The following is a 25,221-nucleotide window of genomic DNA, read 5'->3' as shown; positions in this document are numbered from 1 at the left end:
CCGCGCGCTCGTTCTCTCATTCGTCATTCCGGGATGGTCCAAAGGACCAGACCCGGAATCTCGAGATTCCGGGTTCGATGCTTCGCATCGCCCCGGAATGACGAGTCTAGTTTTCGTACGACGAGATCTCGATCAGGCTGCCGTCCGGATCCCTGCAATAGACCGAGCGCAGCGTGCCGCGGGCGCCCTGCTTGGGAACCGGGCCTTCCTCGATCGCGACGCCATGTGCCTGCAAATGCGCCACCACCTCGTCGGGCGCGGCGGAGGTGAGGAAGCACAGATCCTCGCTGCCGGCGGTCTGGTGGTCGGCGGTGAACCACTCGACCTTGTCGGCATCGCGCGGCCGGACGTTGATCTTCTGGTTACCGAATTGCAACGACGTCCGCGGCGCTTTGCCGCCGCCGGGGTCGAACACCTTGACTTCCATGCCGAGAATCTTGCGGTACCACTCAGCGGTCACCGCGACGTCGGCGACGTTGATCACGAGGTGATCGAGGGCCTCGACCTTGACCGGCATGCCTTATCCTTTCGTCGCCATGTGCGTTGCGCACTTTCCGCGTGCTTCCGGCTTTGTTACAACGCCGCCGACGACGCTTTCAAGATATCTGGCTTTCAAGAACAACACGTTGGGAGAACCCTTGAAATGATCACTCGCCGTACCGCGCTGGGCCTGCTTGCCGCCACTCCTCTTGCAGCCAGCCCGCTGTCGAAGGCCCTTGCCGCCGATTATCCGGCTCGCCCGGTGAAATGGGTGGTCGGCTATCCGCCGGGCGGTGCCACCGACATCCTGGCACGGCTGATCGGCCAGCGGCTGTCGGAAAAGCTCGGCCAGCAATTCGTGATCGAGAACAAGCCGGGCGCCGGCAACAATATCGCCACCGAATCCGTGATCAATGCCGAGCCCGACGGCTACACGCTGCAGCTGGTCAATCCGGCCAACTACATCAACGCCTCGCTCTACACCAACCTGAAGTTCAACTTCGTGCGCGACATCGCGCTGGTCGCCTCGTTCCAGCGCGTGCCGAACGTGATGACCGTGAACAAGGACGTGCCGGCCAAGACCGTCGCCGAGTTCATCGAATACGTGAAGGCCAATCCCGGCAAGGTCAACATGGCCTCGTCAGGCAACGGCACCTCGGTGCACCTGTCCGGCGAGATGTTCATGGCGATGACCGGCTGCAAGATGCAGCACGTGCCCTATCGCGGCGCGGCGCCCGCGATCACCGACATGCTCGGCGGTCAGGTGCAGGTGATCTTCGACAACATGCCCTCGATCATCCAGCACATCCGTTCGGGCAGCCTGCGTGCGATCGGCGTCACCACCGCGCAGCGCTCGCCGCAACTGCCCGACGTGCCGGCGATCGGCGAGACCGTGAAGGACTACGAGGCGAGCGCGCTGTTCGGCATGGGGGCGCCGAAGAACACGCCGAAGGAAATCATCGCCAAGCTCAACGATGAGATCAACACGCTGATGAAGGAGCCCGACATGACCAAGCGTCTGGTCGAGCTCGGCGGCGAGCCGCGGGTGCAGACCCCCGAGGCGTTCGGCGAGGAGATCAAGGCCGAGACCGAGAAGTGGAAGAAGGTCGTCGAGTTCGCCGGCCTGAAGGTCGAGTAGCGATCTTGTGATGATCGGAATTGGAGCCCTGCCGTTCGGCAGGGCTTTTTTTCTTGCGCGCGTTGTCTCGTTGATCTGGAATAAAGCGGCCCGGCGAAACCTGATGATGTATGGCGCCGTATCTGGCGCCGTGAAGAGAGGAGTTGGGACATGCGCAAGACGCAACTGGTCCTGCTGACATTGGGTGCGACGGCCCTTGCCGGTGTCGTCACCGTCACGCCCGCCGCGGCGCGCGACTATCCCTGGTGCGCCCAGGGCGGCGAATATGATTATCCCGGCGAATGCGCCTACAGCACCTACGAGCAGTGTCTGGCCAGTGTGTCCGGCCGGCTATTGTACTGCGGCCCCAATCCGCTCATGGCCTATGGCCAGGTGCCGCAGCGCCAACCGCAGCCGCGCCGGCGCACGCGGCCCGTCGCGCCGTACTAGCCGCACGAAGTCATCGCGAAGCCCGCAGCGGCGCATTTTCGCGTGATCGCTCCGGAATAAACTGGCTCTGCGAGCCTTTCTCTCTGTGAGGTCGCATGTCGCGCGGCGAACATGGGAGATCGGTCATGCGCAAGGCGCAATTCGTGCTGGGCACCATGGTCCTTGTGTGGCTCGCCGGCGGCAGCCCGGCGCGGGCGGACTATGCGTGGTGCATTCAGGATTCGGAATATGGCTATCCCGGCGACTGCTCCTATCAAACCCGCGAGCAGTGTCTGCTGAGCGCCTCAGGCCGCAAGGGCTTTTGCGGTCAGAATCCCGCCTTGGTCACGCGAGCGCCACCTCAGCCGGCTCCGCGAGCCCGGCACGCTCCGCCATACTAGCGGCGCCTCTCATTGACGTCTGCCTGATCACCTGATCGTGCAGATCCGGGCGCGCGGGTTCCTGCTTGACGCCTTCTCGTTCACGTCTATACTAAACCACATGGTTAAGTATCAGGACGAGACGCTGGACCGGACCTTTGCGGCGCTATCCGACCCGACGCGGCGTGCGCTTCTCGCCCGCCTCGGCGAGCAGGACAGCCTGTCGGTGAGCGAGCTGGCCGCGCCGTTTCCGGTCTCGCTGCCGGCGATCATGAAGCATCTCGATGTGCTCACGGACGCAGGCCTGATCGTGCGCGAGAAAACCGGTCGCACGGTCTCGTGCCGGCTCACCGCGCAGCCGATGGAGCAGGCGATGAACTGGCTCAATCGTTACGCGCAGTTCTGGTCCGACAATCTAGATCGTCTTGCCGCCTTCGTGGAGGAAGAGACATGGCCAACACAGCCGTCAACGCCGATTCCCGCAGCGCCGAGCGCCCGGCAGAACGTCCAAGCGAACATCCAAGCCTCACGCTCACGCGCCGGCTCCGCGCGCGGCCGGAAAAAGTCTACGCCGCCTGGACGCAGGCCTCGCAGCTAGCGCAATGGTTCGGGCCGCCGAACATGAAACCGGCGACGCTGGCCGCCGAGCTCGACGTTCGCACCGGCGGTCGCTACCGCATCAGCTTCGTCGGCGACGACGGCGAATATTTCGAGGCCGGCGGCACCTATCGCGAGGTCGTGCCGAACGAGCTTTTGGTCTTCACCTGGGCCTGGCACTCGACGCCCGAGCGCGAATCGCTGGTCACGATCTCGTTCAAGCCGGATAGCGCCGGCACGCTGATGATCTTTCATCACGCCCAGTTCTTCGACGAGGCCGCACGCGACAATCATCAGCGGGGCTGGAGCTCGTTCCTCGACAAGCTCGATGCCTTCGTCGCCTGATTTCTGTCAGAGGAGACCGTCATGCAACCCCATCAGATCGTATCGCGCGAGCTGGATCGCGGCTCGCAAAACCCTTATGGCGCATGAGAAGGAGCTTACAGCGGCTCGCGAGCGCCTCGCCGAGGAGCGCCGCGCGCTGCCCTGGGTCAAGGTCGACAAGGACTACGTGTTCGACGGACCGAGCGGCAAGGTGACGCTCGGCGATCTCTTCAAGGGGCGTCCGCAGCTCGTCGTCCAGCACGTGATGTTCGCGCCCGACTGGGAAGCGGCCTGCAAGAGCTGCTCGTTCTGGGCTGACGGTCTTGATCGCATGGTGCCGCACCTGGCCGCACGCGACACCGCGACGGTCGCAATCTCGCTGGCGCCGATCGCAAAGCTCGAGGACTTCAAGACGCGGATGGGCTGGACCTTCGACTGGGTCTCGTCGGGAAGCAACGACTTCAACCGGGATTACGGCGTGACGTTCTCGCCGGACCAGATCGCCACGGGCAAGCCGATGTACAATTTCGGCACCACGAAGATCTACGGGCCGGAGCTGCCGGGCATCAGCGTGTTCTACCGCAACGAGGCCGGTGAGATCTTCCACACCTATTCCTGCTTCGCCCGCGGCCTCGACATGATGAACGCCGCTTATCAGTACCTCGACCTCACCCCGCTCGGCCGTCACGAGGAGGGACTGCCCTATCCGATGGATTGGGTGCGCCTGCGCGACCAGTACGAGCCGCAGGCGACGAAGGGTGCGTGCTGCCACGGGTGAGGGGGCGGGGACGCCCTGCCCACGTCAAAGGTGTCATCGCCCGGCTTGACCGGGCGATCCAGTACTCCGAGAGGGGAGTGATAGAGACGAGAGGCCGCAGCGTACTGGATTCCCCGCCTTCGCGGGGAATGACAGCAGTGGTCGGCGCGGCAGCTTGCCTTGCTCGTGAGGGCTACCGCTTCGCGTCGGCCTGCTCCGTCGCGTTGCACGAGATCAGCATCGTATAGGGCCGCGCGTTGCCGGCGATGTCGGTGGTCTTGAGCTCGGCCTTAGGCTCGGCGGTCTGATAGGGCACCACGGAATTGTCGAGGAAGTCGCGCAGCACGCCGGTCTTGATGGCGAAGTTGATGTTCTCGGGAATGTTGCCGGTCGCCACGGCGATGCGGAGCGCGTCGACCTTTCCGGTAACGACGCCCACGATCTGCCCGGTGGCGTCGAACAGCGGGCCCCCGCTGTTGCCGGGCTGCACTGGCGCACTGATCTGCAGGAAGCGCGTGTCGTTGCGCATGCCGCTGAGTGAGCTCACGATACCGGTCGTCACGGTGAAGTCCGAGGTCAGCATTCCATGGTAAGGAAAGCCGATCGCGATGACGGAATCGCCGGAGCGGATCGAGCGGTCGCGGATACGGGCAAAGTCCTTGAAAGCCGCCGTCGACGGCGCCTGCAACAAAGCGAGATCGTTGTTCGCATCGCTGGACACAACGCGCAGCGCCATCGAGGCCTCGCCGGTGAGGTTGCCCTTGATGTCGCCGACGCAGCCGTCGATCACATGGTTGTTGGTGACGACGTGGCCGTTGGCGCTGACCACGAAGCCGGTGCCGCTCTTGGTTCGAGCAGATTTGCCGCCGGTTGCCGGTGATGCCTGCTTGTCCGGCGCGGTCTGCGGCTTGGCGGCAATCTTTGTAAAATCGCCGGCCTTATCCAGGCCGTCGGCTTTGACTCTGGTCACACAATTGGTAATCGCAGCCACCAAAGGCGCAGTTGACGTCAGGCTGAACTGAAAGGGCGTACCTCTCGCCACCGCCACCATCAGGCTCGCCTTCTGGAGCGCGCGGGCGACGTTGGTGGGCAGAACTGCCGAGACCATCACCTCGGAAAACGCGGTCGCGAAGAGTCTTACCTCGGCCTGACCGTCGAAGGTTACGTCGATCGTCAGGTTCTCACCCTTCTTGAAGCGAAATGCCGGATTGGCAAAGCCGAGCAGCCAAGAGCTGTTTGCATCCTGGCCAACAAGCAAGGTGACGCCGTTGGCGTAAGGTGTGCTTGCGGCGCAGTGAGAGAACGCGCCGGTCGAATCATTGGAATAGGCGCCACCGTTCCAGTTGCCGACGCGGATCGTGCCGAAAGGCCCCGCCGCATGGGCCACCCCGGCCAGGATCATCTGTAGCACGCACGCAACAACAGTCGTTTTGAACATCTCCACGCCCCCGGAACGCTATTGGCTCATCTTATCCGGCCGGTCCCCATTGGTGCAACCGGCAGTTGTTCTGTTGAAGCGTGTTTCCTCGGGGCATCCTTCGGGCTTGCGCTTACTTTGCAATGCTATATACTTTGCAATACAAAGTAACGGATCCCGACAAGCGGGGTCGAGCGAGGTTCTGGCGTTGCCGATGCGCGATCTCGACAAGGCACTGGCCGACATCGTGGCGATCCGCAGCCAGATTGCGGCCGGCACGGCGTTCCGCGGCTACGGCCCGGCAACCATGGTCGCGACCGGCGGTGTCGCGCTGATTACGGCAATCCTGCAATTCTGGCTGCTCGGCGACCCCACCGGAGAGCCGCTCGGCTTTTTCTTCGGCTGGTTCATCGCCGCCGTGGTCTCCGGCCTGATGATCGGGATCGAGATGCGCGCGCGTTCGCGCCGCCATCATTCCGGCCTTGCCGACGCCATGATCCACCAGGCGGTCGAGCAGTTCCTTCCGGCAGGCGTCGCCGGCGTGCTGCTTGCGGTGGTGATGTGGAAGTTCGCGAGTGAGACGCTGTGGCTGTTGCCGGGTCTGTGGCAGATCCTGGTGTCGCTTGGCATCTTCGCCTCCATTCGCTCGCTGCCGCGCACCGTCGCGCTCGCCGGCGCCTGGTATTTCGTTTCGGGTTTCGCGGTCGTGGTGCTCGCGAGCCGAACCCACACGCTGTCGCCGTGGACCATGGGCCTGCCTTTCGTGATCGGCCAGTCGGTGATGGCGGGCATTCTGTATTTTGCGTCCGGAGATCATGATGTCGAAGACTGACAGCGCGCCTTTTTCCTATGAAGGGCTCGACCGCGTCATCCACGAGAAGGCGAGGCTCGGGCTTCTGACCTCGCTGATGGCGCATCCGAAGGGGCTGGCGTTCGCCGACCTCAAGCTGCTCTGCGGCCTTACCGACGGCAATCTCAGCCGGCATCTTGCCGTGCTGCAGGAGGCCGGCCTCGTCGAGGTAACCAAGGGCTATGAGGGCAATCGCCCGCACACCACATGCCGGCTGACCAGGGCAGGCCGCCGCCGCTTCCTCGACTATCTGGCCGTGCTCGAGCGCCTGGTGCGCGACGCCGCCAAGGCCGCCGGTCGCGAAGCGCCGCCGCTCGACCGTCTCGGTATCATCTCGACCTGATCCTCCCCTTTTTTGACCGGAGACTTTGCAATGCAAAGTGACATGACCTCTCGCAGCGAGAAGCTTCACGTCGGCATCATCATGGACGGCAACGGCAGATGGGCGACGCGGCGCGGCCTGTCGCGGCTGCGCGGCCACGAGGCCGGCGTCGAGACGATCCGCCGCATCGTCGAGGCGGCGCCCAAGCAGGGCATCGGCACGCTGACGCTCTATGCGTTCTCGACCGACAATTGGCGAAGGCCGAAGGCCGAGGTCGCAGCGCTGATGACCCTGCTGCGCTTCTATCTCGCCAACGAGGTGCAGAGCCTGGTGAAGAACGGGGTGCGTCTCACCGTGATCGGCCGCCGCGACCGACTGCCTGACGGCATCGCGAATGCGATCGCGCGGGCCGAAGCGGCCACCGCCCACGGCAGCACGCTCCACCTCCGCATCGCCGTCGATTATTCCGCGCGCGATGCCATCCTCAACGCGGCGGCGAAGGCGGCGGCGCTGACCAGCCTCACCCGCGAAGCGTTCTCGCAGCTCGTCACCGGCGAGGCCGGTTTGCGCGACGTCGATCTCATCATCCGCACCTCGGGCGAGAAGCGGCTGTCGGACTTCCTGCTGTGGGAAGGCGCCTATGCCGAGCTGCACTTCACCGAGCGGATGTGGCCGGAATTCGATGCGGGCGATCTCGCCGAGGCGCTCGCCGCGTTCCACGGCCGTGAGCGGCGCTTCGGCGGCCTCCAGGCGATCATGCCCGAGGAGGTGCCGTCACTCTCGCGGGTGTGACGCCAAGGCGGGGCAGAGCAAGGGTCTCCGCAGCAGTCACGCACGAATGTCTTCGGGTTCAGTCGGGGGATTGGGCTTCTTCATAGAAGTGGGACGGACGATCACGCCAACCAAAGCGGGAGCGAAAGTCCATGCGTGTTCTTCTTGTCAACGTGCCTCATCCCTCGATCGGAAGCCGAATTCCCGATGATCATCTTCCGCCGCTGGGTTTGCTCGCGATCGGCGGACCGCTGATCGACGACGGCCATGCGGTGCGGCTGATCGACGCCGAATTCGGCCCCATGTCGATCGCCGAGGTCGTCAGCGAAGCGACGGGCTTCGCCCCGGATGCCGTGCTGTTCGGCCATTCCGGCTCGACTTCCGGACATCCCGTGATCGCGGCGGTTGCCTGTGCTCTGGTGAAGGCCATGCCGCGCGTGCTGATCGTCTATGGCGGCGTCTTCCCGACCTACCATTGGCGCGAAATCCTGCACGATGAACCCTATGTCAGCGCGATCGTGCGCGGCGAAGGTGAAGAGACCGCGCGGCGTCTGATGCGCGCGCTGGAATACGGTCGCGATCTCGCCGACATAGCCGGCATCGCGTTCCGCGATGTCTCAGGTCCCCGCGCGACGCAGCCGGCGCCGGTGATCGCAAACCTCGACGCCTGTCGCATCGGCTGGGAATTGATCGATCATGCGCGCTACAGCTATTGGGGCGGCCTGCGCGCCGTGGTCGTCCAGTTCTCGCGCGGCTGTCCGCATCTGTGCAACTATTGCGGCCAGCGCGGGTTCTGGACGCGCTGGCGTCACCGCGATCCGGTCCGCTTCGCCAAGGAGCTTGCGCGCCTGCATCGCGAGCAGGGGGTCAAGGTCATCAATTTCGCCGACGAAAACCCGACCGTCTCGAAGAAAGTCTGGCGCGCCTTCCTCGAAGCGCTGATCGCTGAGAACGTCGACCTCATCCTGGTCGGCTCGACCCGCGCCGACGACATCGTGCGCGACGCCGACATCCTGCATCTCTACAAGAAGGCCGGCTGGCAGCGCTTCCTGCTCGGGCTTGAAAATACCGACGAAAGGACCCTGGAGTTGATCCGCAAGGGCGCGACGACGGCCGTCGACCGTGAGGCCATCCGCCTGCTGCGGCAGCACGGCATTCTGTCGATGGCGACCTGGGTGGTCGGGTTCGAGGAGGAGACCGATCGCGATCACTGGCGCGGCTTGAAGCAGCTGCTTGCCTACGATCCCGATCAGGTTCAGCTGCTCTACGTCACGCCGCATCGCTGGACGCCTTACTTCCGTCTCGCGGCCGAGCGCCGCGTGATCCAGCCCGATCGCCGGCGATGGGACTACAAGCATCAGGTGCTCGCCACGCGCCATATGGCGCCGTGGCGCGTGCTGGCCTGGTTCAAGTTCACGGAAATGGTGTTGCAGTGTCGCCCAAAGGCGATCTGGCGGGTGCTGTTCCAGCGCGACGCAGGCCTGCGCCAGGCCGCGTGACCGCGGCCTGAAGACGATCGCGCCCGCTTCGACGCTTTCACCCTCCCGTGTGTGACGCGGGGCACAGGGAAACGGGCTGTTCGTTTTTAGCCGCATGATTGGCAGTGATGTCCAAGCGCTGCGTGCACGGCCTCGGCTAGGTGTGCGGTCCACGCAACCTGCCGAGAGCGTCACGCATGCTACAGCTGTTTCCGGGGGCCGTCGTCGCGCCGGTTGAACTGGCCGAAGCGAAGGGGACGGTCTGCATCAGGGCCGCCAGTGCGTCCGATGTGGAGGACCTGTCGGTCTATTTCACCGGCCTGTCCACGTCATCGCGCAACAAGCGTTTCATGGGTGCGCGCGCCGACCTCGCCGTGGTCGCGGCCGAATGCGTGGCGAAGGCCGACCGTCCCGGTCACTTCACCTTGCTGGCCGAGTTCAGGCAAGCGGGGCAGCGCGCCATCATCGGCGAAACGCACTACACCTACGATGCGGCCGCACGGCACGGCGAGTTTGCCATCTCGGTCGCCGATGCCTTCCGGCGCATGGGCCTTGGCCTCCAGATGATGACGGCGATGGAGATGCGCGCGATCGATCTCGGCCACGAGATGATCGCCGGCGAGACCGCGCGGACGAACGCGGAAATGCGCGGCCTGGCGAAGAAGGCCGGGTTCAGGGATACCGGGCTCGGCGACTGGCAGTCGGTTCACCTCGCAAAGCACCTGTCGCGATAGCTCTACGCAGGTCGAATTGCCGCGTGGCACGGATCGTGCTCTAGTATCCCGGCGATGGGTATCCCCAGCGATGGGAGCTTTCGGCGATGCGCGCAGTCCTGGACTATTGCACCGGCGGAACGGAGCGGCAGGTTGCGGCCGGTACGGTCGTCGTCACCGAGGGCGGCACCAGCGGCCATCTCTATGTGCTGATGCAAGGTAAGCTCGAGGTGCTCAAGGGCGAGATGGTGGTCGCCACCGTCACGGAGCCGGGCGCGGTGCTGGGCGAAATGTCCGTGCTGCTGGGCCAGCCGCACACCGCGACGGTCAGGGCCTGCTCCGATGCAATCGTCTACGAGTTCGAGGATGCCGCCTCGTTCCTGAAGCAGGAGCCGGGGGTGGCGCTGCTGATCGCGAAGATGCTGGCGCAGCGGCTCAACGTCGCCAACACCTATCTTGCCGATCTCAAGCGGCAATATGCCGGCCACGGCACGCATCTGGCCATGGTCGGCGAAGTGCTTCAGAGCATGATCAACCTGCCGCCGCTTGAGGTCTCGCCAGGCTCGGATCGACAATCCGATCCAAGAATGTAAGCCAGTCCGGCGGTGCCTCGACCAAGGCCGCCGGCCGCTTCAGCGGCGCGTCGAGATCGATCCATTGCGCCTCGCCCGCCGCCAGCCAGAACGCCTTGTTGGCATCGAGATCCAGCACGATATGCGTCGGCGGCCGGCCCGGTTGCAGGCCCGCGTTGAAGACCCAGGTCTGGCCCAGCCGGTCGAACCACGAGCCGTCGGTGATGAAGGGCGACTGATGCACATGTCCCGAGATCACCATCGACGGCTGATACTGCATGATCCACTGCACCACCTCGACATCGCCGAAGAAGCGCTTGCCGCCCCAGCTCGTCGGCGAATTCGCCGGCGGCGCATGATGCGCCCAGATCCAGCGCTGCGGCCGGCTCGCCGCGGCATCGCGGAGCTGGTCGGCGATGCGCTGCTTGACCAGCGGTCCATCCCACCACGGGCACACCGTGAACAGGGTGTCGCCGATGGTGAGGCCGTCGCCGTCGCAGGCGATCCCCAGCTCGCGCACCTCCGAGATCCAGCGCGAGATCTTCTCGCCTTCCGCGTTGCGCTCGTCGAGGTTGTGATTGCCGGAGCAGATGATCACGCGGGTCTTCCCGGCAAGCAGCGCGAGGTATTTCTTCACCACCACGATCTGCGCGCGAAAATCCACCATCGAGCCGATATCGAGCGCATCGCCGGCGAAGATCACCAGGTCGAATTGCGGCGCCGCGCTGACCAGCCAGTCGAACTGCGGCAGCGCGTAGTGCAGGTCAGCCACGACCAGGCAGCGCATTTGAAATCCGTTCGCGATTGAAATTGTCTGGGAATTCCAAAACGGCAAAAAGCAAGAAGCAGACCAGCACGGCCGCCCCCTCGCGTCAATCCAATGAGCCGGAGCATGCCGCGGCGTATCGCGGCATGCAGGGCATCGGGCGTCGCAGGTCTGGACCGGACCATCGAATTCTGCTGTCGTGGCATATCCTCAATCGCTCGTGTCCGCATGACCCCGTTCAAGACCATTCGTGCCCGCGCCGAGAAGCGCAAGGGCGGCCCCAAGGCGCTGGACAGGCTGATGCCCGACAAGCCCGACCTCAAGCGTCTGGCCAAGCTCGGCGACGACCGCATCCTCGCCGAGATGACCCGGCGGGTGTTTTGCGCAGGGTTTGCCTGGAGCGTGATCGATTCGAAATGGGACGGCTTTGAAGCGGCCTTCCTGCATTTCCAGCCGGCCAAGCTCACCTTCCAGCCGGAAGACTATTGGGAAGGTCTGCTGCGCGATGCGCGGATCGTGCGCAACGGCGCCAAGATCATGTCGGTGCGCGACAACGCCGCCTTCGTCCAGGCGATCGCAAAGGAGCACGGCAGCTTCGGCAAGTTTTTGGCGAAGTGGCCGTCGTCCGACGAAATCGGCCTGCTCGATCTCCTCACCAAGCGCGGCAGCCGGCTCGGCGGCAATACCGGCCAGATGCTGCTGCGCTTCGTCGGCTGGGACGGTTTCGTCACCTCCAGGGATGTCGTGGCCTGCCTGCGCGGTGCCGGCCTCGATATCGGCGAAGAGGTGAAGTCGAAGGGCGATCTCGCAAAAGTGCAGGCGCAGTTCAACGCCTGGGCCGGGGAGACCGGTCTGCCCTACACATATCTGTCACGCATCTGCGCGCTCTCGGTCGGCGAGGTCAGGAGCGAGTAACGGATCAAAAGGCATCAGGAGAGGCCTATCAGGCTGCCCATGATTTGCTCGGCGACGGCGCGGACCGCGACATCCGGATCGTCGAAGCTGCCGATTAGAGCCGCTCACAGGCAGATCGTGGACATCGTGTGGCGATCCCGTGCCGTGAGCACGGCGGATGAAATCGCGATCACGAAATACATTTCACCGGAACATTTGTGCGCAGCACCCGTTCGGGAATTTGAGCCAGGCGACACAGGCGCAGGGAACGCCCGTCCTAGCTCAACTCAATGAAACCCGGCACGACAGAAACGGAGCAGCCCATGAAGCTCACATCCGAACAGGTGAAGCAGACCGTCAACCAACTCGGCGCCCAGGTGCTGCCCGACGAGCATCCCGCCATGCCGCAGCTCAACAGCATGTTCGGCGAGCATACCTTCTTCGTCGACGAGACGGGCCTGAAGGTCCTCGAGCCGACCCCGTCGCTCGGCGCCGAGCGCCAGACCGGCGAAGTCGTCAGCCTCGCCGACTGGAGCGATGCCGACCTCACGCGTCTGATGGCCCACGAGCCGGAGCCGACGGGTGTGATCGTCGTGTTCGAGCATGTGAGGCATTGACCATTGCTGGTCGTGAAGGAAGATCAGATCGGCGGGGGAGACCCCCGCCGTGAGGGTGTGGCGCCGTCAATCGATACGGCCGCCTTCAGGCAGCCCCGAGCTTGAGATTTTCGCGAAAGCGTGGGCGCTTTTCGCCCCAGGTCGCATCAATAAACGCCGCAGCGTCTGGCAAGGGCTTTTACTGGCGGTATGGTCGACGCGTCGGCGATATAATTCGCCTCCATCCATCCATGGAGGTCGAGATGCATCGTGCCGTTCCGATGCTGGCATTGCTCGCCACATTTTTATCCGTTGTATTCTCGGGGCCGGCCCAGGCCGCCGAGGCGGATCGTTACTGCCTGCGTGGTCCGCAACTGGGGCTTTCCGGGCAATTGCCAGTTCGCCACACGCTCGCAATGTCTGGCTGCCGCTTCCGGCACGAACGCATATTGCGGCATCAATCCACGCTATGCCGCTCCGCGGCGGCGCTGATCACCCTCAGAGATAAACCGTTCTGCGGTTATCTGCGCGGCAGACGCGTCCAATCAGGAAAGGCACGCTCAGATGCGAAAGCTTGCACTGTTCGTCATTCTGCTCGCGTTCGCGGGAATGTTCCCTTCCAGCGAATCGTATCCTCAGAGCGCGCTTCGGGGCGCGGTCATCGGCGGTGCCGTCGGCGGTCGTCGCGGCGCTGCGATAGGAGCTACGGCCGGAGCGATCGCCGGCGCCCACCGGCGGCATCGGCATTGGCATAGATATTATTGGCGGAACGGCAGTTGCTGGTACCGCTCGAGCAGCGGAAGATCGCACCGCGTGTCGCATCGGTACTGCCGTTAAGTGGAGCGACGGATCGAGAACGGTCATTCAACGAGGGGATTGCAATGTTCTTCGTTCAAGAGGGATTCACGTACCGAAATTTCCTGATGGACATGATTGCGATATTCGCATTCGTCGTCTGGTTCTGGCTGCTCATCGTCATCTATGGCGACCTGTTCAGGCGCCACGACATCTCCGGGTGGGGCAAGGCACTATGGGTGCTCGCGCTGGTTCTGACCTCCTACCTCGGCATCTTTGCGTACCTCATTACGCAAGGGCGAAGCATGGCCGAACGTAACGCCGAGCAAGCTCAGCGGGCGCGCGAGGAGTTGCGGCACATCGTCGGCTTCAGCGTTGCAGACGAGCTTACCAAGCTTGATCAGCTCAGAAAGGCGGGATCCGTAACGGATGACGAGTACAGGCGGCTTCGCACCAGGCTGGTTTCCTAGCCGTCGTTGCGCGCAGCACATTCGGAAGCGATTTTTGAAAAATCCCGTCACCGTCCATCCGGTTCAAATACCGAAAGTCAGCTGCGGCTCCGGATCATCCCCGTCCTGGAGGGCAGACAGCGATACGCCCAACAGCCTGACGCGCTTGGGCAGTGGCATCTCGACTTCGAGCAGGCCGCAGGTCAGCCGCTCCAGATCGTCCCGGCCTGCAACCGGTGTTGGTGCGGACCTGCTGCGTGTGATGATCTCGAAGTCAGCAAATTTGATCTTCAAGGTGACTGTGCGGCCGCGATTGCCGGTCGCCTCGCAATGGCGCCAGACCTTGTCGACGAGAGGCTTGAGCGCGGCGACCAGCGCGTCGAATTCGTCGAGGTCGGCCTGGAACGTGGTCTCCGCGCCGATCGACTTGCGGATCCGGTTGGCCCGCACCGGACGTTCGTCGACACCGCGTGAGATCCAATAGTAATAGGCACCCGCCTTGCCGAAATTCGCGTTCATGAACTCCAGCGTCTGGTTACGCATGTCGCGACCGGTAAATATGCCGAGCGCATTCATCTTTGCGCTGGTCGCCGGGCCAATCCCGTGGAATTTGCCGACAGGCAGCGCCTCGACGAAGGCGGGTCCCATCTCCGGGGAGATCACGAACTGGCCGTTGGGCTTGCGATGATCGGAGGCGAGCTTGGCCAGAAACTTGTTGTAGGAGATGCCCGCCGAAGCGTTGAGCCCCCTCTCGGCCTTGATCTTCTCGCGGATCCGCAGCGCGACGTCGCGCGCCAGCGGAATGCCCTGCAGGTTTTCCGTCACGTCGAGATAGGCCTCGTCGAGCGACAACGGTTCGATGATCGGCGTGTATTCGGCAAAGATGTCGCGGATCTGCCTGGAGATCGCCTTGTAGACCTCGAAGCGCGGCCTGACGAAGATCAGGTCGGGACATTGCCGCTTCGCCGTTACCGACGGCATCGCGGAGCGAACGCCGAACTTGCGGGCCTCGTAACTGGCGGCCGCGACGACGCCGCGTTCGGCGGAGCCTCCGACCGCGACCGGCTTTCCGCGCAGCTCCGGATTGTCGCGCTGCTCCACGGATGCATAGAACGCATCCATGTCGATATGGATGATCTTGCGGACGGGCGAGGTTTCGCCCGTCACCGTGCCGGAATCGCTCATGGAGAGATGATACAATCGTGCAAGGAGAAGCGCGAGGCGATCGATGCTTTTCGCGCCTTACGCAGCCTGGGTCGCGTTTGCCGGCCTGCTCAATGCGGCCATCTGGCGTTTGAATTGAGGCGTTCAGTCTCGACCAGGTTCAAAGAACAGTCTCAGGCTTGTGAGTGGCAAGCATGGGCACGCGATCTAATATGAGGGCGCGGAGGACAACCCATGCAATACAGCTCCGAGCTCATTCGCACGATGCGTCAAGCGCTGGAGACCGTGATGGCGAGCGTACCGGCCCATCAATCGGTCTTCGGTCTGAAAGCGGCCGTGGCCGAATGCATCCTGAAGGCCGCCGCACACGGCCAGACGTCCTACGACGGACTGGTCGCGTCCGCCTCGGACCAGATCCAGGCGATGATCTCGATGCTCAGCTAGGCGCTGGCGTGAAGACGGCGATAAGAATGGCGCACCCGACACGATTCGAACGTGTGACCTTTGCCTTCGGAGGGCAACTCGACCTGTCTGGCGCGCTCGGCTTCTCTGAATTGCTAAGCTCGAAAGTCCCTGAAAACACAGCCGATCAGAACGGATAGGATACGGTGATGCCGTGCGTGAGGTCAAGCGACGTGAGGAATTGGTGTGACAGGTGTGACCGAGATGTGACCGCGAAGCAAGCAACGGTGGCGGTGGGACGGGGGACATTTTCACGGACCAGCCCATTAAATACCCGCGCGAAAAAATTTCCCGTTTCTGGGACGCTGAAGGCCCGATCCGGCATGCCTCCGCGCTCCCCATCACAAACTAATTCCCGCCGACGGCCAGTTCAGTGTCGGTACCCAGGATGGATTCAAGGTCATTGCTGAATTTCAGTGCGGCCTTTTCCCAACTCAGAAGAGGGATCAAGGCGCGTCGCATTTGCTTGGCTTGTGAGAAGGCTTTGGTCGGATCGGATAGTATTGTTTGAGCGCGGGTGGCCCAATCCTTGCAGATGTCTTCTGACTTTCCATCAACATCCGCAACACATGCGTCAGCGGTTGCGGTGCCTATTGCCGCTTGTACATCGGATTCCAACAGAAGCCACGCTAATCCGCTTTCAGATGAAACTATGACGGGAATGCCCGCCGATATTCCTTCAAGAGCCGTTAAGCCAAATCCTTCGCGCTTTGAAGGCATTATGATCGCCGATGCGCTGCGTATATCCCCGGCAACAGTTTCCGCATCTGCCGCGAACGGACGCGGTATCAAGTACTGAATCGCTTCCTTGAAGCCGCCGATAGCAGCTATCTCTTTCTCAAATTTTTCTGGAGCCGGATTGAACCCCCGAACAATCAGTCGGGGTCGGGAAGCGACGGTCCAGCTCCAATTAGTATTCAGGCTGCAAATCATCTGGCAAGCGAGACCAGCGCCCTTTAGCTCTCCGTCCTCCAAGCGAGCCAGAAAGAGACATTGCGGCCTTCGAGGCTTGGAAAGGTCAACTTCGTACTCCAGCAGTCTTCTATCTAGCCCTGGTCGCATTACGACGACCGGTACATCCGAGTTGGGAGTAATCTTGGTAGACATTTCATGGTGAATACGCGGACCAACTCCGACCACTAGTTGAGCGGACAGACATTGGCGGTACTGCACTTCAGCTTTCTCAGCTCCGCGTAGCATCCCATTTTCGCTCCTTGATTTGTATATTTCGATCTCTTCAGGGAGTGTATGGACGAAGTGAACGTTCGGGACGCCATAGAGCCGATGCGCTATGTGTTGCGCTGCCGATCCGGTAATATGATCATGACCAATAACGACTTCGGGAGTGTAGCCAGCAAGCTGTGATGGATGAAAGAGCAGCAGCCGTCCCGTACCTTCAATAGCAGGATCGGATGGGCAGCCTATCAATCGCACTCTTGCTGCTTTCGCGTCATCAATCTCTCTTTGCGCCGGTTCGATAACCAAACAAACGACGCTATGCCCGGCGGCCGCTAAGGCAATGCAAAGTTCGCGGTTGAGAGTGGAAAGGCCACCGTGGGCCGAACTCCATTCTGTCGCCACGGTCATTATTCGGCGGGGTTTGACGGCGACCTCTGTAGTCGGTTTGATAGTAGACAAGTCCAGCGTTTCAGCCGCTCTATCCAATGACGTCAGCAGCGCATCGGGAGGCAAGGTCTCGCTGGCTTCCTGGAAAGCGACCGCGCGTCTAACCGCTTCCTTAGTGCTGCGGACGGTCGGCCCCCGCGGGTCACTTCAAATTCCTCCGGGTGTGGTCAGTCAAATTCCTCCACCCGCGAGGCAGGACAAGGGACTGTTAGTTTGAGTTTGTTTCCCGGGCAAGAGCTTCAGCGGCTTCTTTGAGCCGATAGCTGCGTCCGTCGAACTCAAGCAGATGGCAATGATGCATAAGGCGATCGAGGATCGTCGTGCTCATAGTGTTGTCCCCAAGGTATGCCCCCCAATCCTGCACGACGCGATTGGAGGTGACGATGACGCTGCGGCGCAGTTTGTAACGCTGATGGATCAGGGTCTGCAGCAAAGTGCCGGCGTCGTCGGGGATGGCGCGTGCGAGGAATAGATCGTCCAGCACGAGGAGATCGCAGTCGATGATGGTTCGCAGCCGGACCTCGCGTTGTGCCGGAGAGTTCAGGGCGTAGCGGTGAAAGAAGTCGTCGGTCTCAAGATACTGGACCTTGTGGCTTTGCAGGATCGCCTGATAGGCAATCGCCTTGGCGATGTGCGACTTCCCGGTGCCAGGTTTGCCAACAAGCAGAGCGTTCTCGCCAGCGGCAATGAACGCCAGGGTGTGGAGCTGGAAGCAGGTCTGACGTGGCAGTTTGGGATTGAAGGACCAGTCGAACTCGGCGAGCGTCAGCTTTTCGTCGAGCCCGGATTGCTGGTATCGCCGCTCGATAAGACGGGACTGACGACGGTCCAGTTCATCCTGCAGGATAAGGGAGAAGGTCTCGAGGAAGGGCTGGTTGGCGCCCTGCGCCTGGAGCACGCGCGTCTGCAGCGTGTCGCGGACACCCGACAGGCGCAGCTGTCGTAGGCAACGCTCAATTTCCGGCATGGTCATCATGTGGCTAGGTCTCCAGTTTAAGGTGAGAAGGTGCAGCGGGAGCGCTCGTGGCGCCGGAGTTGGCCGGGGTTGCGCAGGCGACACGAGCGCGGATTGCCGTGGCGTGATCGTCGTGAGCCTCGGCCTGCCGACCATTGTCGTCGGCGTCGCGCCGCACAGCGCGGCTGAAGAGGTCGCCGTATTCCGCGGGGGTACGGATCAGCGGATGATCCTGGGTGAGCGGCGATGCCGGCTGTGGCGTCACTCCAACCTGCTCGATCGCCTGTTCGAACAACCGCTCGACGGTCGCACGCACGTGCTTGTAGCGGTAGATGCGGTTGTCGATGGCGTGCGCGCAGGCCTGCTCGACCAGCCGCGCCGGATACTTCCGGCCCAGCCCGACAATGCCCCACATCGCGCGCTGTCCGGGGCGCCCTTCGGTGTCGAACACCTGCTGGCACAAGGCCCTGGTCTGCGGTCCGATGCGCTCGGCGCTCGCCAGCAGCACGGCGGTTTGCCGCGACGGGTTGAACGGCCGTTCGCTGGTCGGCAGGACGACAGAACCGGGGTGCGCCATCCGGGAATGAACACGCAGCAGCGCACGGGTGTGGCGATCACGGATCTCGATCGTGGTGGTGTAGATGCGCACGACGACCTGGCTGCCGATCGGCGCGGGCCGCGCGGCGTAATAGCTGTTGTCGACGCGTACGGTGGTGTCGTCGCAGACAGTCCGGACGACTTCGGTGAAGATGCGGAAGGGAGCGACAGGCAGCGGCCGCAGGTGCGGCTTCTCTTCCTGGAACATCGCCTCGACCTGACGGCGCGTGCTGCCGTGGATGCGTTTGGAAGCCCAGTTCTCCTCCCAGTGCCTCAAGAACTCGTTTTGCGCCTCCAGCGTCTCGAAGCGCCGTCCGGCCAGCGCAGTGCCCTGGGTATGTTGAATCGCATTCTCGACGCATCCTTTCCGATTTGGATCGGCCACGCGCGCGGGATCGGCGACCACGGCGTAATGAGCCAGCATCGCGCTGTAAATCGGGTTGAGCTGGGGCTCGTACAAATCCGGCTTGAGGACGCCTTCCTTCAGGTTGTCGAGCACGACATAGCTGGGGACCCCGCCAAAATACCGGAACGCCTCTTCGTGGAGCTGCGCCCAGACTTGTTGGCTGGACTTCCAGACTACCCGCCGGAAGCTGCGCCGCGAGTAGCGTAGCGTCATCACGAACAGGCGGGGACGACGGTACCGCCCGCTCTTCGGATCAACCGTCGGCGCGCCCTCGCCATAGTCGACCTGAGCTTCCTCGCCGGGGAGGAACTCAAGACGATCAAACTGCTCAGGATCAGCGTGCCGCAACCGGCGCACAAACCGCTTGACACTCTGGTAGCTGGACGGAAAGCCAAATTGATCAACCAGGTCCTGGTAAATCGCCTGCGCGTTCCGCTTCAGCCGGACCTGTTCTTCGATCCACGTCCGATGCGCTTCGCAAGCCGAACGGGCCAGGCTGCTGGTGACCGTCGCTTCCGATGTCCCAAAAGCCGGTGGTCGGGGTGGAGGAATTTGGCCGTCCGCGCTCACCGAGCCGGTGGTCACTTCCCCGGGGGAATTTGCCTCCGCACCGGCCCGCAGCGCCTGATAACGCCGGATCGTCTTGCGATCGACACCCGTCAGCCGGTGAATCTCGCGCTGGCTGGTGTTGCGATCAAGTAATGTAAGTACGGTGCTTTGCAGATGTCGCTTCAAGACGTTCAACTCCCCGGCCCCTTGCTGGCTAAAGGGGTCGAACATAAACGTCCTGCCTGACCGGCTACTGCTGTTCAGCGGCGCTGACGGCGATCATCAGGTGGGGGAGTTTCAAGTGACCATACCCGGGGGATTTTGACCGACCCACGGGGCGGCATAGGGCGAAACGAAGCCACGACCGCAATTATCTCCGAGGGATCTAGCCGCTTCCAGGTGTTTGCAGCCAACTCTCGCTTTGCATCAATGACCCTCCATTTCAGCCACTCGGCCTCCGGGTTTTGCTTGCCAGCTCCTGCACCGCCGCAACGGCCTCAGCCGTGCCGCGACTGATAAGGTTATTTAGAATGACATTGCGCAGCTGCTCTACGTTATCCTCAAACCGGAGCCATCCCCCGCCCTCTCGTTCTGCCGGGGGAGGAATATGGCGGAAAAGCCAGACGTACAGTTCTGCTAGTTGTGCTTCTGAGAGGTAGCGAACGAATGCAGCCTCACCAAACGAGGTTGTCTCTAAGGTCGCCCTCAGTATCTCTATCGCTAGCTTCTCGTCACGCTCACGCAAATCACAGAAGTATGGCCAAGCTAACGTTGCGTCCCTTTGAATGAGAGACGCCGCTGCTACAATGAACTCCTCGCCTCCAGCAGTTTGGTTGCCCAGTCCAGAATCGGGGTGGGAGAACAAGTCGATAGTTAGCTGCGTAGCCGGGGCATACGATTCTTGTACCAAAAAGCGGATTATCGGTTTGGCCCGGAAGTCGCCCGCCTCCGTCTGGCTCAAGACCTGCCAAAGCAAATTGTTCAACCTCTCGTCGGAGGCTGATGAGAACCACGATAGCACGGTACGAATATCAAACTCCGAGCGTGCCTTCGTGAGCAATCGCCCGATGACAAGCAAGACCTGCCTAGGGGTTAGATCGAAGCATCGCTGAGCGATTCGACTTCGTGCCTCCTGATCCGCACGGTCTTCAGTAAATGAAACCCCGAGTATCGATGTGGCCCACTTCCGCCATGTCCGCTTATCGAGTTGGAGGTACGATGCGTAGTCCTCAGACATCAGCAAACGGAAAGCTCGGTAGCCTGCTGCCGCTGGTCGATGGAACGTAAGCGGAGCTTTTCTCCCATTTGATTGACTGGTTTCGCTTCGGCTTTCGCTCTGCGATCCTTGGCTTGTCAGAGAGCCGAGAGGAGACTGAAGGCGATGGAACAATCGGGGGAGGAAGCCGAAGCTGATGGCTTTGTGGGGAAGCTTACGCGCCGGACGCGTTCTGGAGGCCGGTTATGGTCTGCGGAGATCAAGGGGCGCGCTGTTTTCGAGAGCATGAAGCCCGACGCCCGGGTATGTGATGTCGCACGGCGTTATGGTGTGAAGGCCCAGCAGTTGACGACGTGGCGCAGATTGGCGCGTGCTGGCCGGCTCGCATTGGTCACGGACGACGCGGCGGATTTCGTGTCGATCGAGCTGAGCGATCCAGTGGCGTCAGGCAAGAGCGAGGGGCCCGTCGAGATTACGATTGGCAAGGTTTCGGTCCGCCTGGATGCGGACGTGTCGGCGGTGCGGATCGCGGAGATCGTGACTGCGATCGAGCGCGGCGCATGATCATTCCGGCGCAGGGACTGCGGATTGTGCTTGCTGTGCGTCCTGTTGACTTCCGGTGCGGGCACGACGCGCTGGCCGGTCTTGTGCAAAACACGCTTGGGCTCGATCCGCATTCGGGCCTGATCGTGGTTTTTCGTTCGAAGCGCGCCGACCGGCTGAAGATTTTGCTATGGGACGGCACGGGCCTCGTTTTGGTCTACAAGCGCCTTGGCCGCGATGGTCGTTTCGAGTGGCCGCAGATCAGCGACGGCGTCATGCATCTGACGCGCGTGCAGTTCGAAGCGCTGGCTGAACTGGAAGCGAGTGGGCGAACGGATTGTCGCGACGCCAGCTGCGGCGAACTGACTCAGACCCGCCAACCTGTTTCGCGCGGGGCTTTGGGATGATAGCTTGCGGATGTGCCGCCGTCCCCCATTGATCCCGCCCGTCTTGCAGCGCTGCCCGCCGATTTGCGCGCGCTCTTCCGCGCGCAGGAAGCGATGATTGAAGCCGAGCGTCGTCGCGCAGACGATGAATGCTCGGCGCGCCTTCATGTCGAGAGTGAACTGGCTGCGTCCAAAGAGAGCGTCGAACGCCTCGAACTGCTCGTGAAGGAGTACGAGCGCGCACGTTTCGGTAAACGCTCGGAAAAGTTCAATCCCGATCAGATGCAACTGGTTCTCGAGGACATCGAGATTGCCATCGCCGAAGTCCAGGAACGCCAGGACGATCGTGCGCGCCGCGCCGGCACGGCGCCGTCCAGCCGCCGGACCAGGCGCGCTGCCCGTGCCTTTCCCGCGCACCTGCCGCGCATCGAGCAGGTGATCGAACCCGAGAACCTCGAGTGTCCCTGCGGCTGCGGCCGGATGGTCCAGATCGGCGAGGATCGCTCCCGCCGTCTCGATGTCATGGCCGCCCAGTATCGTGTGATCGAGACGGTGCGACCGCGCTACGCCTGCGCAAAGGGCTGCACCGGTGTTGCTCAGGCGCCGGCGCCCGCCCATCTCGTGGAGGGTGGCATCCCCACCGAGGCGCTGCTGGCGCAGGTGGCGGTCGCCAAGTTCAGCGAGCACATGCCACTCTATCGTCAGTCGCAGGTTCTGGCTCGGCATGGCATCTTCATCGATCGCGCCGTTCTGGCAGACTGGATGGGAACGGTCGCCTTCCACCTCGCGCCGCTGGTCGAGCGCATGAGCGTCGTGATGAAGCAATCGGGCCGCTTGTTCATAGACGAGACCAGGGCGCCTGTGCTCGATCCGGGCCGGGGCCGAACGAAGACCGGCTATCTGTGGGCTGTCCTGCGCGACGATCGCGGCCACGGCGGCGCTGATCCACCAATCGTGGTCTACCACTACGCGCCAGGACGCGGTGGTGACCATGCTGAGCGCATCCTCGAGGGCTTCGACGGCATCCTTCAGGTCGACGGATACCAGGGCTATCATCGGCTCGCACGGCCCAAGCGCAAAGGCGGCGTGCCGCTGCGGCTGGCCGCATGTTGGTCCCACTCAAGGCGCAAGATCATCGCAGCGACTCCGAAAGCCGGCTCACCCATCGCCGAAGCCGTTCTCGCGCGCATCGCCGCACTCTATGCGATCGAGAAGGAGATCCGTGGCGCCGACGCCCCGGCTCGGCAAACGACCCGTAACGAGCGATCACGGCCGCTCGTCGCTGAACTCGAGAGGTTTCTGCGCGAGCAAGCCGCTCGCCTGTCGCCGGGCAGCGAGATGGGCAAGGCGATCGCCTATCTCCTGAACCATTGGGATGGCCTCACCTTGTTTCTCGACGATGGTTGCGTTGAGATGGACACCAATCCCGTCGAAAATCAAATCAGGCCGCTGACTCTGACGCGTAAAAATAGTTTATTTGCTGGTCACGACGAAGGTGGTCGTTCATGGGCGCGCATAGCTTCGCTCATCGCCACCTGCAAAATCAACAGCGTGGAGCCCTACGTCTGGATGAAAGCGACGCTCAAAGCGATCGCAACCGGTCACCCGCAGTCCCGGATCGACGAGCTCCTGCCCTGGTCGTTCGGCCGCACCTCGTAATTCTCCGTCGTTGCCGCCTCCATACCCCCCGCCAACGATTTGCAAACACGTTGATCAACAGACTGCAATCCCCACGCCAAACCTTTGCGAATGGGACGCGAACGTCGCTTACGATGGAACGTTTGGGTTCCGATCCAATGTTTTGATCGAACGAAATTTTCATCCAAGTAGCGCCGAGCGGACGAGACGACGCTTTTGCGAGACTCTTCGGATAGCGACAGCCACCCTCGCGATTTTTTGAGGTCCGATTGGAACTCGGCCGCTGGATCAAGGCGGCCATTCTGATTCGCGAACAGAATCATGTTCAGTCGCCACCAATCAAAGCTGCCATTAGTGTCGATCTTCGCTAGCTCTTGCTCCGCGAGTGCGACGGCATTGACTTTCTCCCGCAAACCTTCTTCGGCGGCACGCGCTTTCTTTCGTTCAAGGTCGTCCCGTTGCCATCGTGCGGCAGCAGAAGACAGCTCGACACTGTGCGCCTGTGCTAAGAGCTGCTCCACTGCGCTCCTTACGTCCTTCTCGCGAAGATGCCCCAGTTCATAAACCTTGACCTGCTCGGCGTCCCAGATTCCCCGCAGCTCGGCTTCGAGAGTATGAGGCCATTCCGCCGACCGGCAGCTAATTCGTAAGCGCAGAGCATTAAGTTGGTTACCGTCACCCGCCAGCTGCCTAACGAGGTCCGGGATAGACTTCTCGATTTGGCTCAGTTGGGCCAAGGCCTCGTCAAGGCCATCCAGGTATATGTTCCAAACCTTGTTGTCTTGCTGCCAAGCAACGTGATGCTTACTTCCGATCAGCCTAGATTGAAGCTCTGAGGGGCCGGTAAGTCGAGCTAGTACCCGGAATCAGAGCTGAGTGATACGGCGGCCTTTGAAACGGCGTTGACGGACCTTTTTCTTGGTCCAGACGAAGGGCTCGGCTCTGTCGTTGTATGCGTTGACGTAGGCATCGATGTGTTCCTGAAGCTGCTTGAGGCTCGTGAAGGAGGTGCCGCTGAGCGACTGCCCCTGCAAGATGGAAAACCATACTTCGACCTGATTGAGCCATGACGCACTTGTCGGCGTGAAATGAAATTGCACGTTGGGGTGGGCCTTGAGCCAGTCCTCGTTCTTTTTATGGGTGTTGAGGTTGTCGAGGATGACGTGAAGCTTGCGGTTCGGAAAAGCCGCGGTGACGCTGTTCATGAAATCGAGAAACTCGACGCGGCGCCGGCGTTTTGAATGGGTCGCGATGATCTTTCCGGTGGCGACTTCGAGCGCCGCAAACAATGTTGTGGTGCCATGCCGCTTGTAATCGTGGCTTTGGCCGGTCAAGGCGCGGCCATTGGGCAACTTCAGATAACCCTGCGCTCGCTCCAAAGCCTGGATCGAGGGCTTCTCGTCCACGCACAGCACAATAGGCCGACAACATCGGCGGCTTTGGCCGTAAAGTTCGGGTCGTTGCTCTCGCACCAGGACTTGCGAGCCACCAGGTCAATCTTGTGGCTGCGCAGGAACCGCCAGACATATTGGACATCGACATCGCCCAGCGCCTCGGCCAGCAGGGGGCCGGTCCAGCGCGCAAACCCTTGCGGTGGCGGCTTATCCAGCAGCTTCAGAATCCGCTTGTCGGTCGTCTTCGTATAGATCGGCTGCTTGCCAGGCCGCGGCTTGTCTTGCAGCCCTTCAAGGCCATGGTCGGCATAGCGATGCCGCCAAAGGCTGACAATCCGCGGCTGGACCCCAACTTCCTTGGCGATCGACCGGGTGCTGCGCCCATCCGCCGCCAACAGAACTATCCGCGCCCGCTTCAAATCGCGCTGCAACGTCACCGGTGAGCGACAGCACGCCTCAAGCATGGCCTTCGCCGGCGGCGCGACATAGTTGCGATCTTTCCTCGAAAGGTGGACTTCTCTTGCTTCGGGTATCATCCCGACCTTGAATCACGACTCACGTTCCAAGAAAAGTGGGTA

27 protein-coding genes, 1 tRNA gene and 4 pseudogenes are annotated in these 25,221 nt (G+C 62.2%); 21 read left to right on the top strand and 11 right to left on the bottom strand.

Annotated elements, in window-relative coordinates; translation table 11 throughout:
* Positions 1-106: 106 nt before the first annotated feature.
* Positions 107-517: a VOC family protein gene (locus ACFLEY_RS46300; RefSeq protein WP_011083666.1), complete on the bottom strand. Its 411-nt coding sequence runs from the start codon at positions 515-517 to the stop codon at positions 107-109.
* Between the two features lie 126 nt (positions 518-643).
* Here ACFLEY_RS46300 and ACFLEY_RS46295 point away from each other — a divergent pair, with 126 nt between their 5' ends.
* The 6 genes and pseudogenes from ACFLEY_RS46295 to ACFLEY_RS46270 all read left to right on the top strand — a co-directional run bounded on the left by ACFLEY_RS46295 (position 644) and on the right by ACFLEY_RS46270 (position 4,105).
* The gene (locus tag ACFLEY_RS46295; protein WP_060909513.1) at positions 644-1,618 is read left to right on the top strand and encodes a tripartite tricarboxylate transporter substrate binding protein; all 975 of its coding nucleotides are present in this window, start codon (positions 644-646) and stop codon (positions 1,616-1,618) included.
* Between the two features lie 150 nt (positions 1,619-1,768).
* Entirely contained in the window at positions 1,769-2,047 is a 279-nt protein-coding gene (locus ACFLEY_RS46290; RefSeq protein WP_028172563.1) for a DUF3551 domain-containing protein, read from the top strand.
* Positions 2,048-2,172: 125 nt separating this feature from the next.
* A complete protein-coding gene (locus tag ACFLEY_RS46285) occupies positions 2,173-2,427 on the top strand; it encodes a DUF3551 domain-containing protein (RefSeq protein WP_082757162.1) in 255 nt (84 codons plus the stop codon).
* 37 nt (positions 2,428-2,464) lie between these two features.
* Positions 2,465-3,004 (top strand): helix-turn-helix transcriptional regulator, encoded by a 540-nt coding sequence (locus tag ACFLEY_RS46280; protein ID WP_082755691.1) that lies wholly within the window; start codon positions 2,465-2,467, stop codon positions 3,002-3,004.
* An 11-nt stretch (positions 3,005-3,015) separates the two neighbouring features.
* A pseudogene (locus tag ACFLEY_RS46275) lies at positions 3,016-3,348 on the top strand (SRPBCC domain-containing protein); the annotation flags it as partial.
* Between the two features lie 21 nt (positions 3,349-3,369).
* Positions 3,370-4,105 (top strand): annotated as a pseudogene (locus ACFLEY_RS46270) (DUF899 domain-containing protein).
* A gap of 172 nt (positions 4,106-4,277) precedes the next feature.
* Here ACFLEY_RS46270 and ACFLEY_RS46265 read toward each other — a convergent pair.
* The gene (locus ACFLEY_RS46265) at positions 4,278-5,486 is read right to left on the bottom strand and encodes a S1C family serine protease (RefSeq protein ID WP_304566792.1); all 1,209 of its coding nucleotides are present in this window, start codon (positions 5,484-5,486) and stop codon (positions 4,278-4,280) included.
* Positions 5,487-5,715: 229 nt separating this feature from the next.
* Here ACFLEY_RS46265 and ACFLEY_RS46260 point away from each other — a divergent pair, with 229 nt between their 5' ends.
* From ACFLEY_RS46260 to ACFLEY_RS46235, 6 genes are all read left to right on the top strand, one after another.
* Positions 5,716-6,333 carry a hypothetical protein gene (locus ACFLEY_RS46260; RefSeq protein WP_028172569.1) on the top strand — a complete coding sequence of 206 codons (618 nt, stop codon included), beginning with the start codon at positions 5,716-5,718 and terminating at the stop codon, positions 6,331-6,333.
* Positions 6,320-6,694 (top strand): transcriptional regulator, encoded by a 375-nt coding sequence (locus tag ACFLEY_RS46255; protein ID WP_060909510.1) that lies wholly within the window; start codon positions 6,320-6,322, stop codon positions 6,692-6,694. The genes ACFLEY_RS46260 and ACFLEY_RS46255 overlap by 14 nt, the downstream gene beginning before the upstream one ends.
* Before the next feature lie 30 nt (positions 6,695-6,724).
* The gene (locus ACFLEY_RS46250; protein WP_011083674.1) at positions 6,725-7,465 is read left to right on the top strand and encodes a di-trans,poly-cis-decaprenylcistransferase; all 741 of its coding nucleotides are present in this window, start codon (positions 6,725-6,727) and stop codon (positions 7,463-7,465) included.
* 131 nt (positions 7,466-7,596) lie between these two features.
* On the top strand, positions 7,597-8,943 hold the full coding sequence (gene bchE / locus ACFLEY_RS46245; RefSeq protein ID WP_211433357.1) for a magnesium-protoporphyrin IX monomethyl ester anaerobic oxidative cyclase: 1,347 nt from the start codon (positions 7,597-7,599) through the stop codon (positions 8,941-8,943).
* A gap of 176 nt (positions 8,944-9,119) precedes the next feature.
* Entirely contained in the window at positions 9,120-9,656 is a 537-nt protein-coding gene (locus ACFLEY_RS46240) for a GNAT family N-acetyltransferase (protein ID WP_060909509.1), read from the top strand.
* A gap of 86 nt (positions 9,657-9,742) precedes the next feature.
* Complete coding sequence (locus tag ACFLEY_RS46235) at positions 9,743-10,228, top strand: Crp/Fnr family transcriptional regulator (protein WP_011083677.1); 486 nt, start codon at positions 9,743-9,745, stop codon at positions 10,226-10,228.
* Here the strand turns inward: ACFLEY_RS46235 and ACFLEY_RS46230 are convergent.
* Entirely contained in the window at positions 10,167-10,994 is an 828-nt protein-coding gene (locus tag ACFLEY_RS46230) for a metallophosphoesterase (RefSeq protein ID WP_060909508.1), read from the bottom strand. The genes ACFLEY_RS46235 and ACFLEY_RS46230 overlap by 62 nt on opposite strands.
* A gap of 207 nt (positions 10,995-11,201) precedes the next feature.
* On the opposite strand from ACFLEY_RS46230, the gene ACFLEY_RS46225 reads away from it, so the two are divergent.
* The 4 genes and pseudogenes from ACFLEY_RS46225 (at position 11,202) to ACFLEY_RS46210 (ending at position 13,728) form a co-directional block, all read left to right on the top strand.
* Positions 11,202-11,888 carry a DNA-3-methyladenine glycosylase I gene (locus tag ACFLEY_RS46225; RefSeq protein ID WP_028172574.1) on the top strand — a complete coding sequence of 229 codons (687 nt, stop codon included), beginning with the start codon at positions 11,202-11,204 and terminating at the stop codon, positions 11,886-11,888.
* A 302-nt stretch (positions 11,889-12,190) separates the two neighbouring features.
* Positions 12,191-12,484: a hypothetical protein gene (locus tag ACFLEY_RS46220; protein ID WP_028172575.1), complete on the top strand. Its 294-nt coding sequence runs from the start codon at positions 12,191-12,193 to the stop codon at positions 12,482-12,484.
* A gap of 260 nt (positions 12,485-12,744) precedes the next feature.
* Positions 12,745-12,955: pseudogene (locus tag ACFLEY_RS46215) on the top strand (DUF3551 domain-containing protein).
* Between the two features lie 284 nt (positions 12,956-13,239).
* Positions 13,240-13,728 (top strand): PLD nuclease N-terminal domain-containing protein, encoded by a 489-nt coding sequence (locus ACFLEY_RS46210; protein ID WP_249162710.1) that lies wholly within the window; start codon positions 13,240-13,242, stop codon positions 13,726-13,728.
* Positions 13,729-13,791: 63 nt separating this feature from the next.
* Here ACFLEY_RS46210 and dinB read toward each other — a convergent pair whose 3' ends face one another.
* On the bottom strand, positions 13,792-14,892 hold the full coding sequence (gene dinB, locus ACFLEY_RS46205; RefSeq protein ID WP_396604458.1) for a DNA polymerase IV: 1,101 nt from the start codon (positions 14,890-14,892) through the stop codon (positions 13,792-13,794).
* A gap of 43 nt (positions 14,893-14,935) precedes the next feature.
* Between dinB and ACFLEY_RS46200 the strand changes: the two genes are divergently transcribed.
* Together ACFLEY_RS46200 and ACFLEY_RS46195 are read left to right on the top strand one after the other, a co-directional pair.
* Positions 14,936-15,010, top strand: coding sequence for a tryptophan-rich sensory protein (locus tag ACFLEY_RS46200; RefSeq protein ID WP_369527220.1), 75 nt, complete (start codon positions 14,936-14,938; stop codon positions 15,008-15,010).
* Positions 15,011-15,105: 95 nt separating this feature from the next.
* Positions 15,106-15,315 (top strand): hypothetical protein, encoded by a 210-nt coding sequence (locus tag ACFLEY_RS46195; RefSeq protein ID WP_060909506.1) that lies wholly within the window; start codon positions 15,106-15,108, stop codon positions 15,313-15,315.
* A 27-nt stretch (positions 15,316-15,342) separates the two neighbouring features.
* Here ACFLEY_RS46195 and ACFLEY_RS46190 read toward each other — a convergent pair.
* From ACFLEY_RS46190 to ACFLEY_RS46170, 5 genes are all read right to left on the bottom strand, one after another.
* Positions 15,343-15,409: transfer RNA gene (locus tag ACFLEY_RS46190), tRNA-Ser, on the bottom strand.
* A gap of 272 nt (positions 15,410-15,681) precedes the next feature.
* Entirely contained in the window at positions 15,682-17,025 is a 1,344-nt protein-coding gene (locus ACFLEY_RS46185; RefSeq protein WP_396604457.1) for a glycosyltransferase family 4 protein, read from the bottom strand.
* 142 nt (positions 17,026-17,167) lie between these two features.
* Positions 17,168-17,935 (bottom strand): IS21-like element IS1631 family helper ATPase IstB, encoded by a 768-nt coding sequence (gene istB, locus ACFLEY_RS46180; RefSeq protein WP_038952109.1) that lies wholly within the window; start codon positions 17,933-17,935, stop codon positions 17,168-17,170.
* Between the two features lie 4 nt (positions 17,936-17,939).
* Positions 17,940-19,697, bottom strand: a complete 1,758-nt coding sequence (gene istA / locus ACFLEY_RS46175; protein WP_100214066.1) for an IS21-like element IS1631 family transposase — start codon at positions 19,695-19,697, stop codon at positions 17,940-17,942.
* Positions 19,698-19,908: 211 nt separating this feature from the next.
* Complete coding sequence (locus ACFLEY_RS46170) at positions 19,909-20,451, bottom strand: hypothetical protein (protein ID WP_129557404.1); 543 nt, start codon at positions 20,449-20,451, stop codon at positions 19,909-19,911.
* Positions 20,452-20,847: 396 nt separating this feature from the next.
* Between ACFLEY_RS46170 and ACFLEY_RS46165 the strand changes: the two genes are divergently transcribed.
* The 3 genes from ACFLEY_RS46165 (at position 20,848) to tnpC (ending at position 23,270) form a co-directional block, all read left to right on the top strand.
* Positions 20,848-21,246: a transposase gene (locus tag ACFLEY_RS46165; RefSeq protein ID WP_026192391.1), complete on the top strand. Its 399-nt coding sequence runs from the start codon at positions 20,848-20,850 to the stop codon at positions 21,244-21,246.
* Positions 21,243-21,632 carry an IS66 family insertion sequence element accessory protein TnpB gene (tnpB, locus tag ACFLEY_RS46160; RefSeq protein WP_145982908.1) on the top strand — a complete coding sequence of 130 codons (390 nt, stop codon included), beginning with the start codon at positions 21,243-21,245 and terminating at the stop codon, positions 21,630-21,632. Before ACFLEY_RS46165 ends, tnpB begins: the two co-directional genes overlap by 4 nt.
* 93 nt (positions 21,633-21,725) lie before the next feature.
* The gene (gene tnpC, locus ACFLEY_RS46155) at positions 21,726-23,270 is read left to right on the top strand and encodes an IS66 family transposase (RefSeq protein WP_224517700.1); all 1,545 of its coding nucleotides are present in this window, start codon (positions 21,726-21,728) and stop codon (positions 23,268-23,270) included.
* Here the strand turns inward: tnpC and ACFLEY_RS46150 are convergent.
* Complete coding sequence (locus ACFLEY_RS46150) at positions 23,213-23,986, bottom strand: hypothetical protein (protein ID WP_060909504.1); 774 nt, start codon at positions 23,984-23,986, stop codon at positions 23,213-23,215. The genes tnpC and ACFLEY_RS46150 overlap by 58 nt on opposite strands.
* A gap of 129 nt (positions 23,987-24,115) precedes the next feature.
* A pseudogene (locus ACFLEY_RS46145) lies at positions 24,116-25,179 on the bottom strand (IS630 family transposase).
* Between the last annotated feature and the right edge of the window lie 42 nt (positions 25,180-25,221).

It is taken from the genome of Bradyrhizobium sp. YCK136 (genome assembly GCF_044570075.1).
Classification (GTDB): Bacteria; Pseudomonadota; Alphaproteobacteria; order Rhizobiales; family Xanthobacteraceae; genus Bradyrhizobium; species Bradyrhizobium diazoefficiens.
This window is presented reverse-complemented; position numbering and strand designations above follow the sequence as displayed.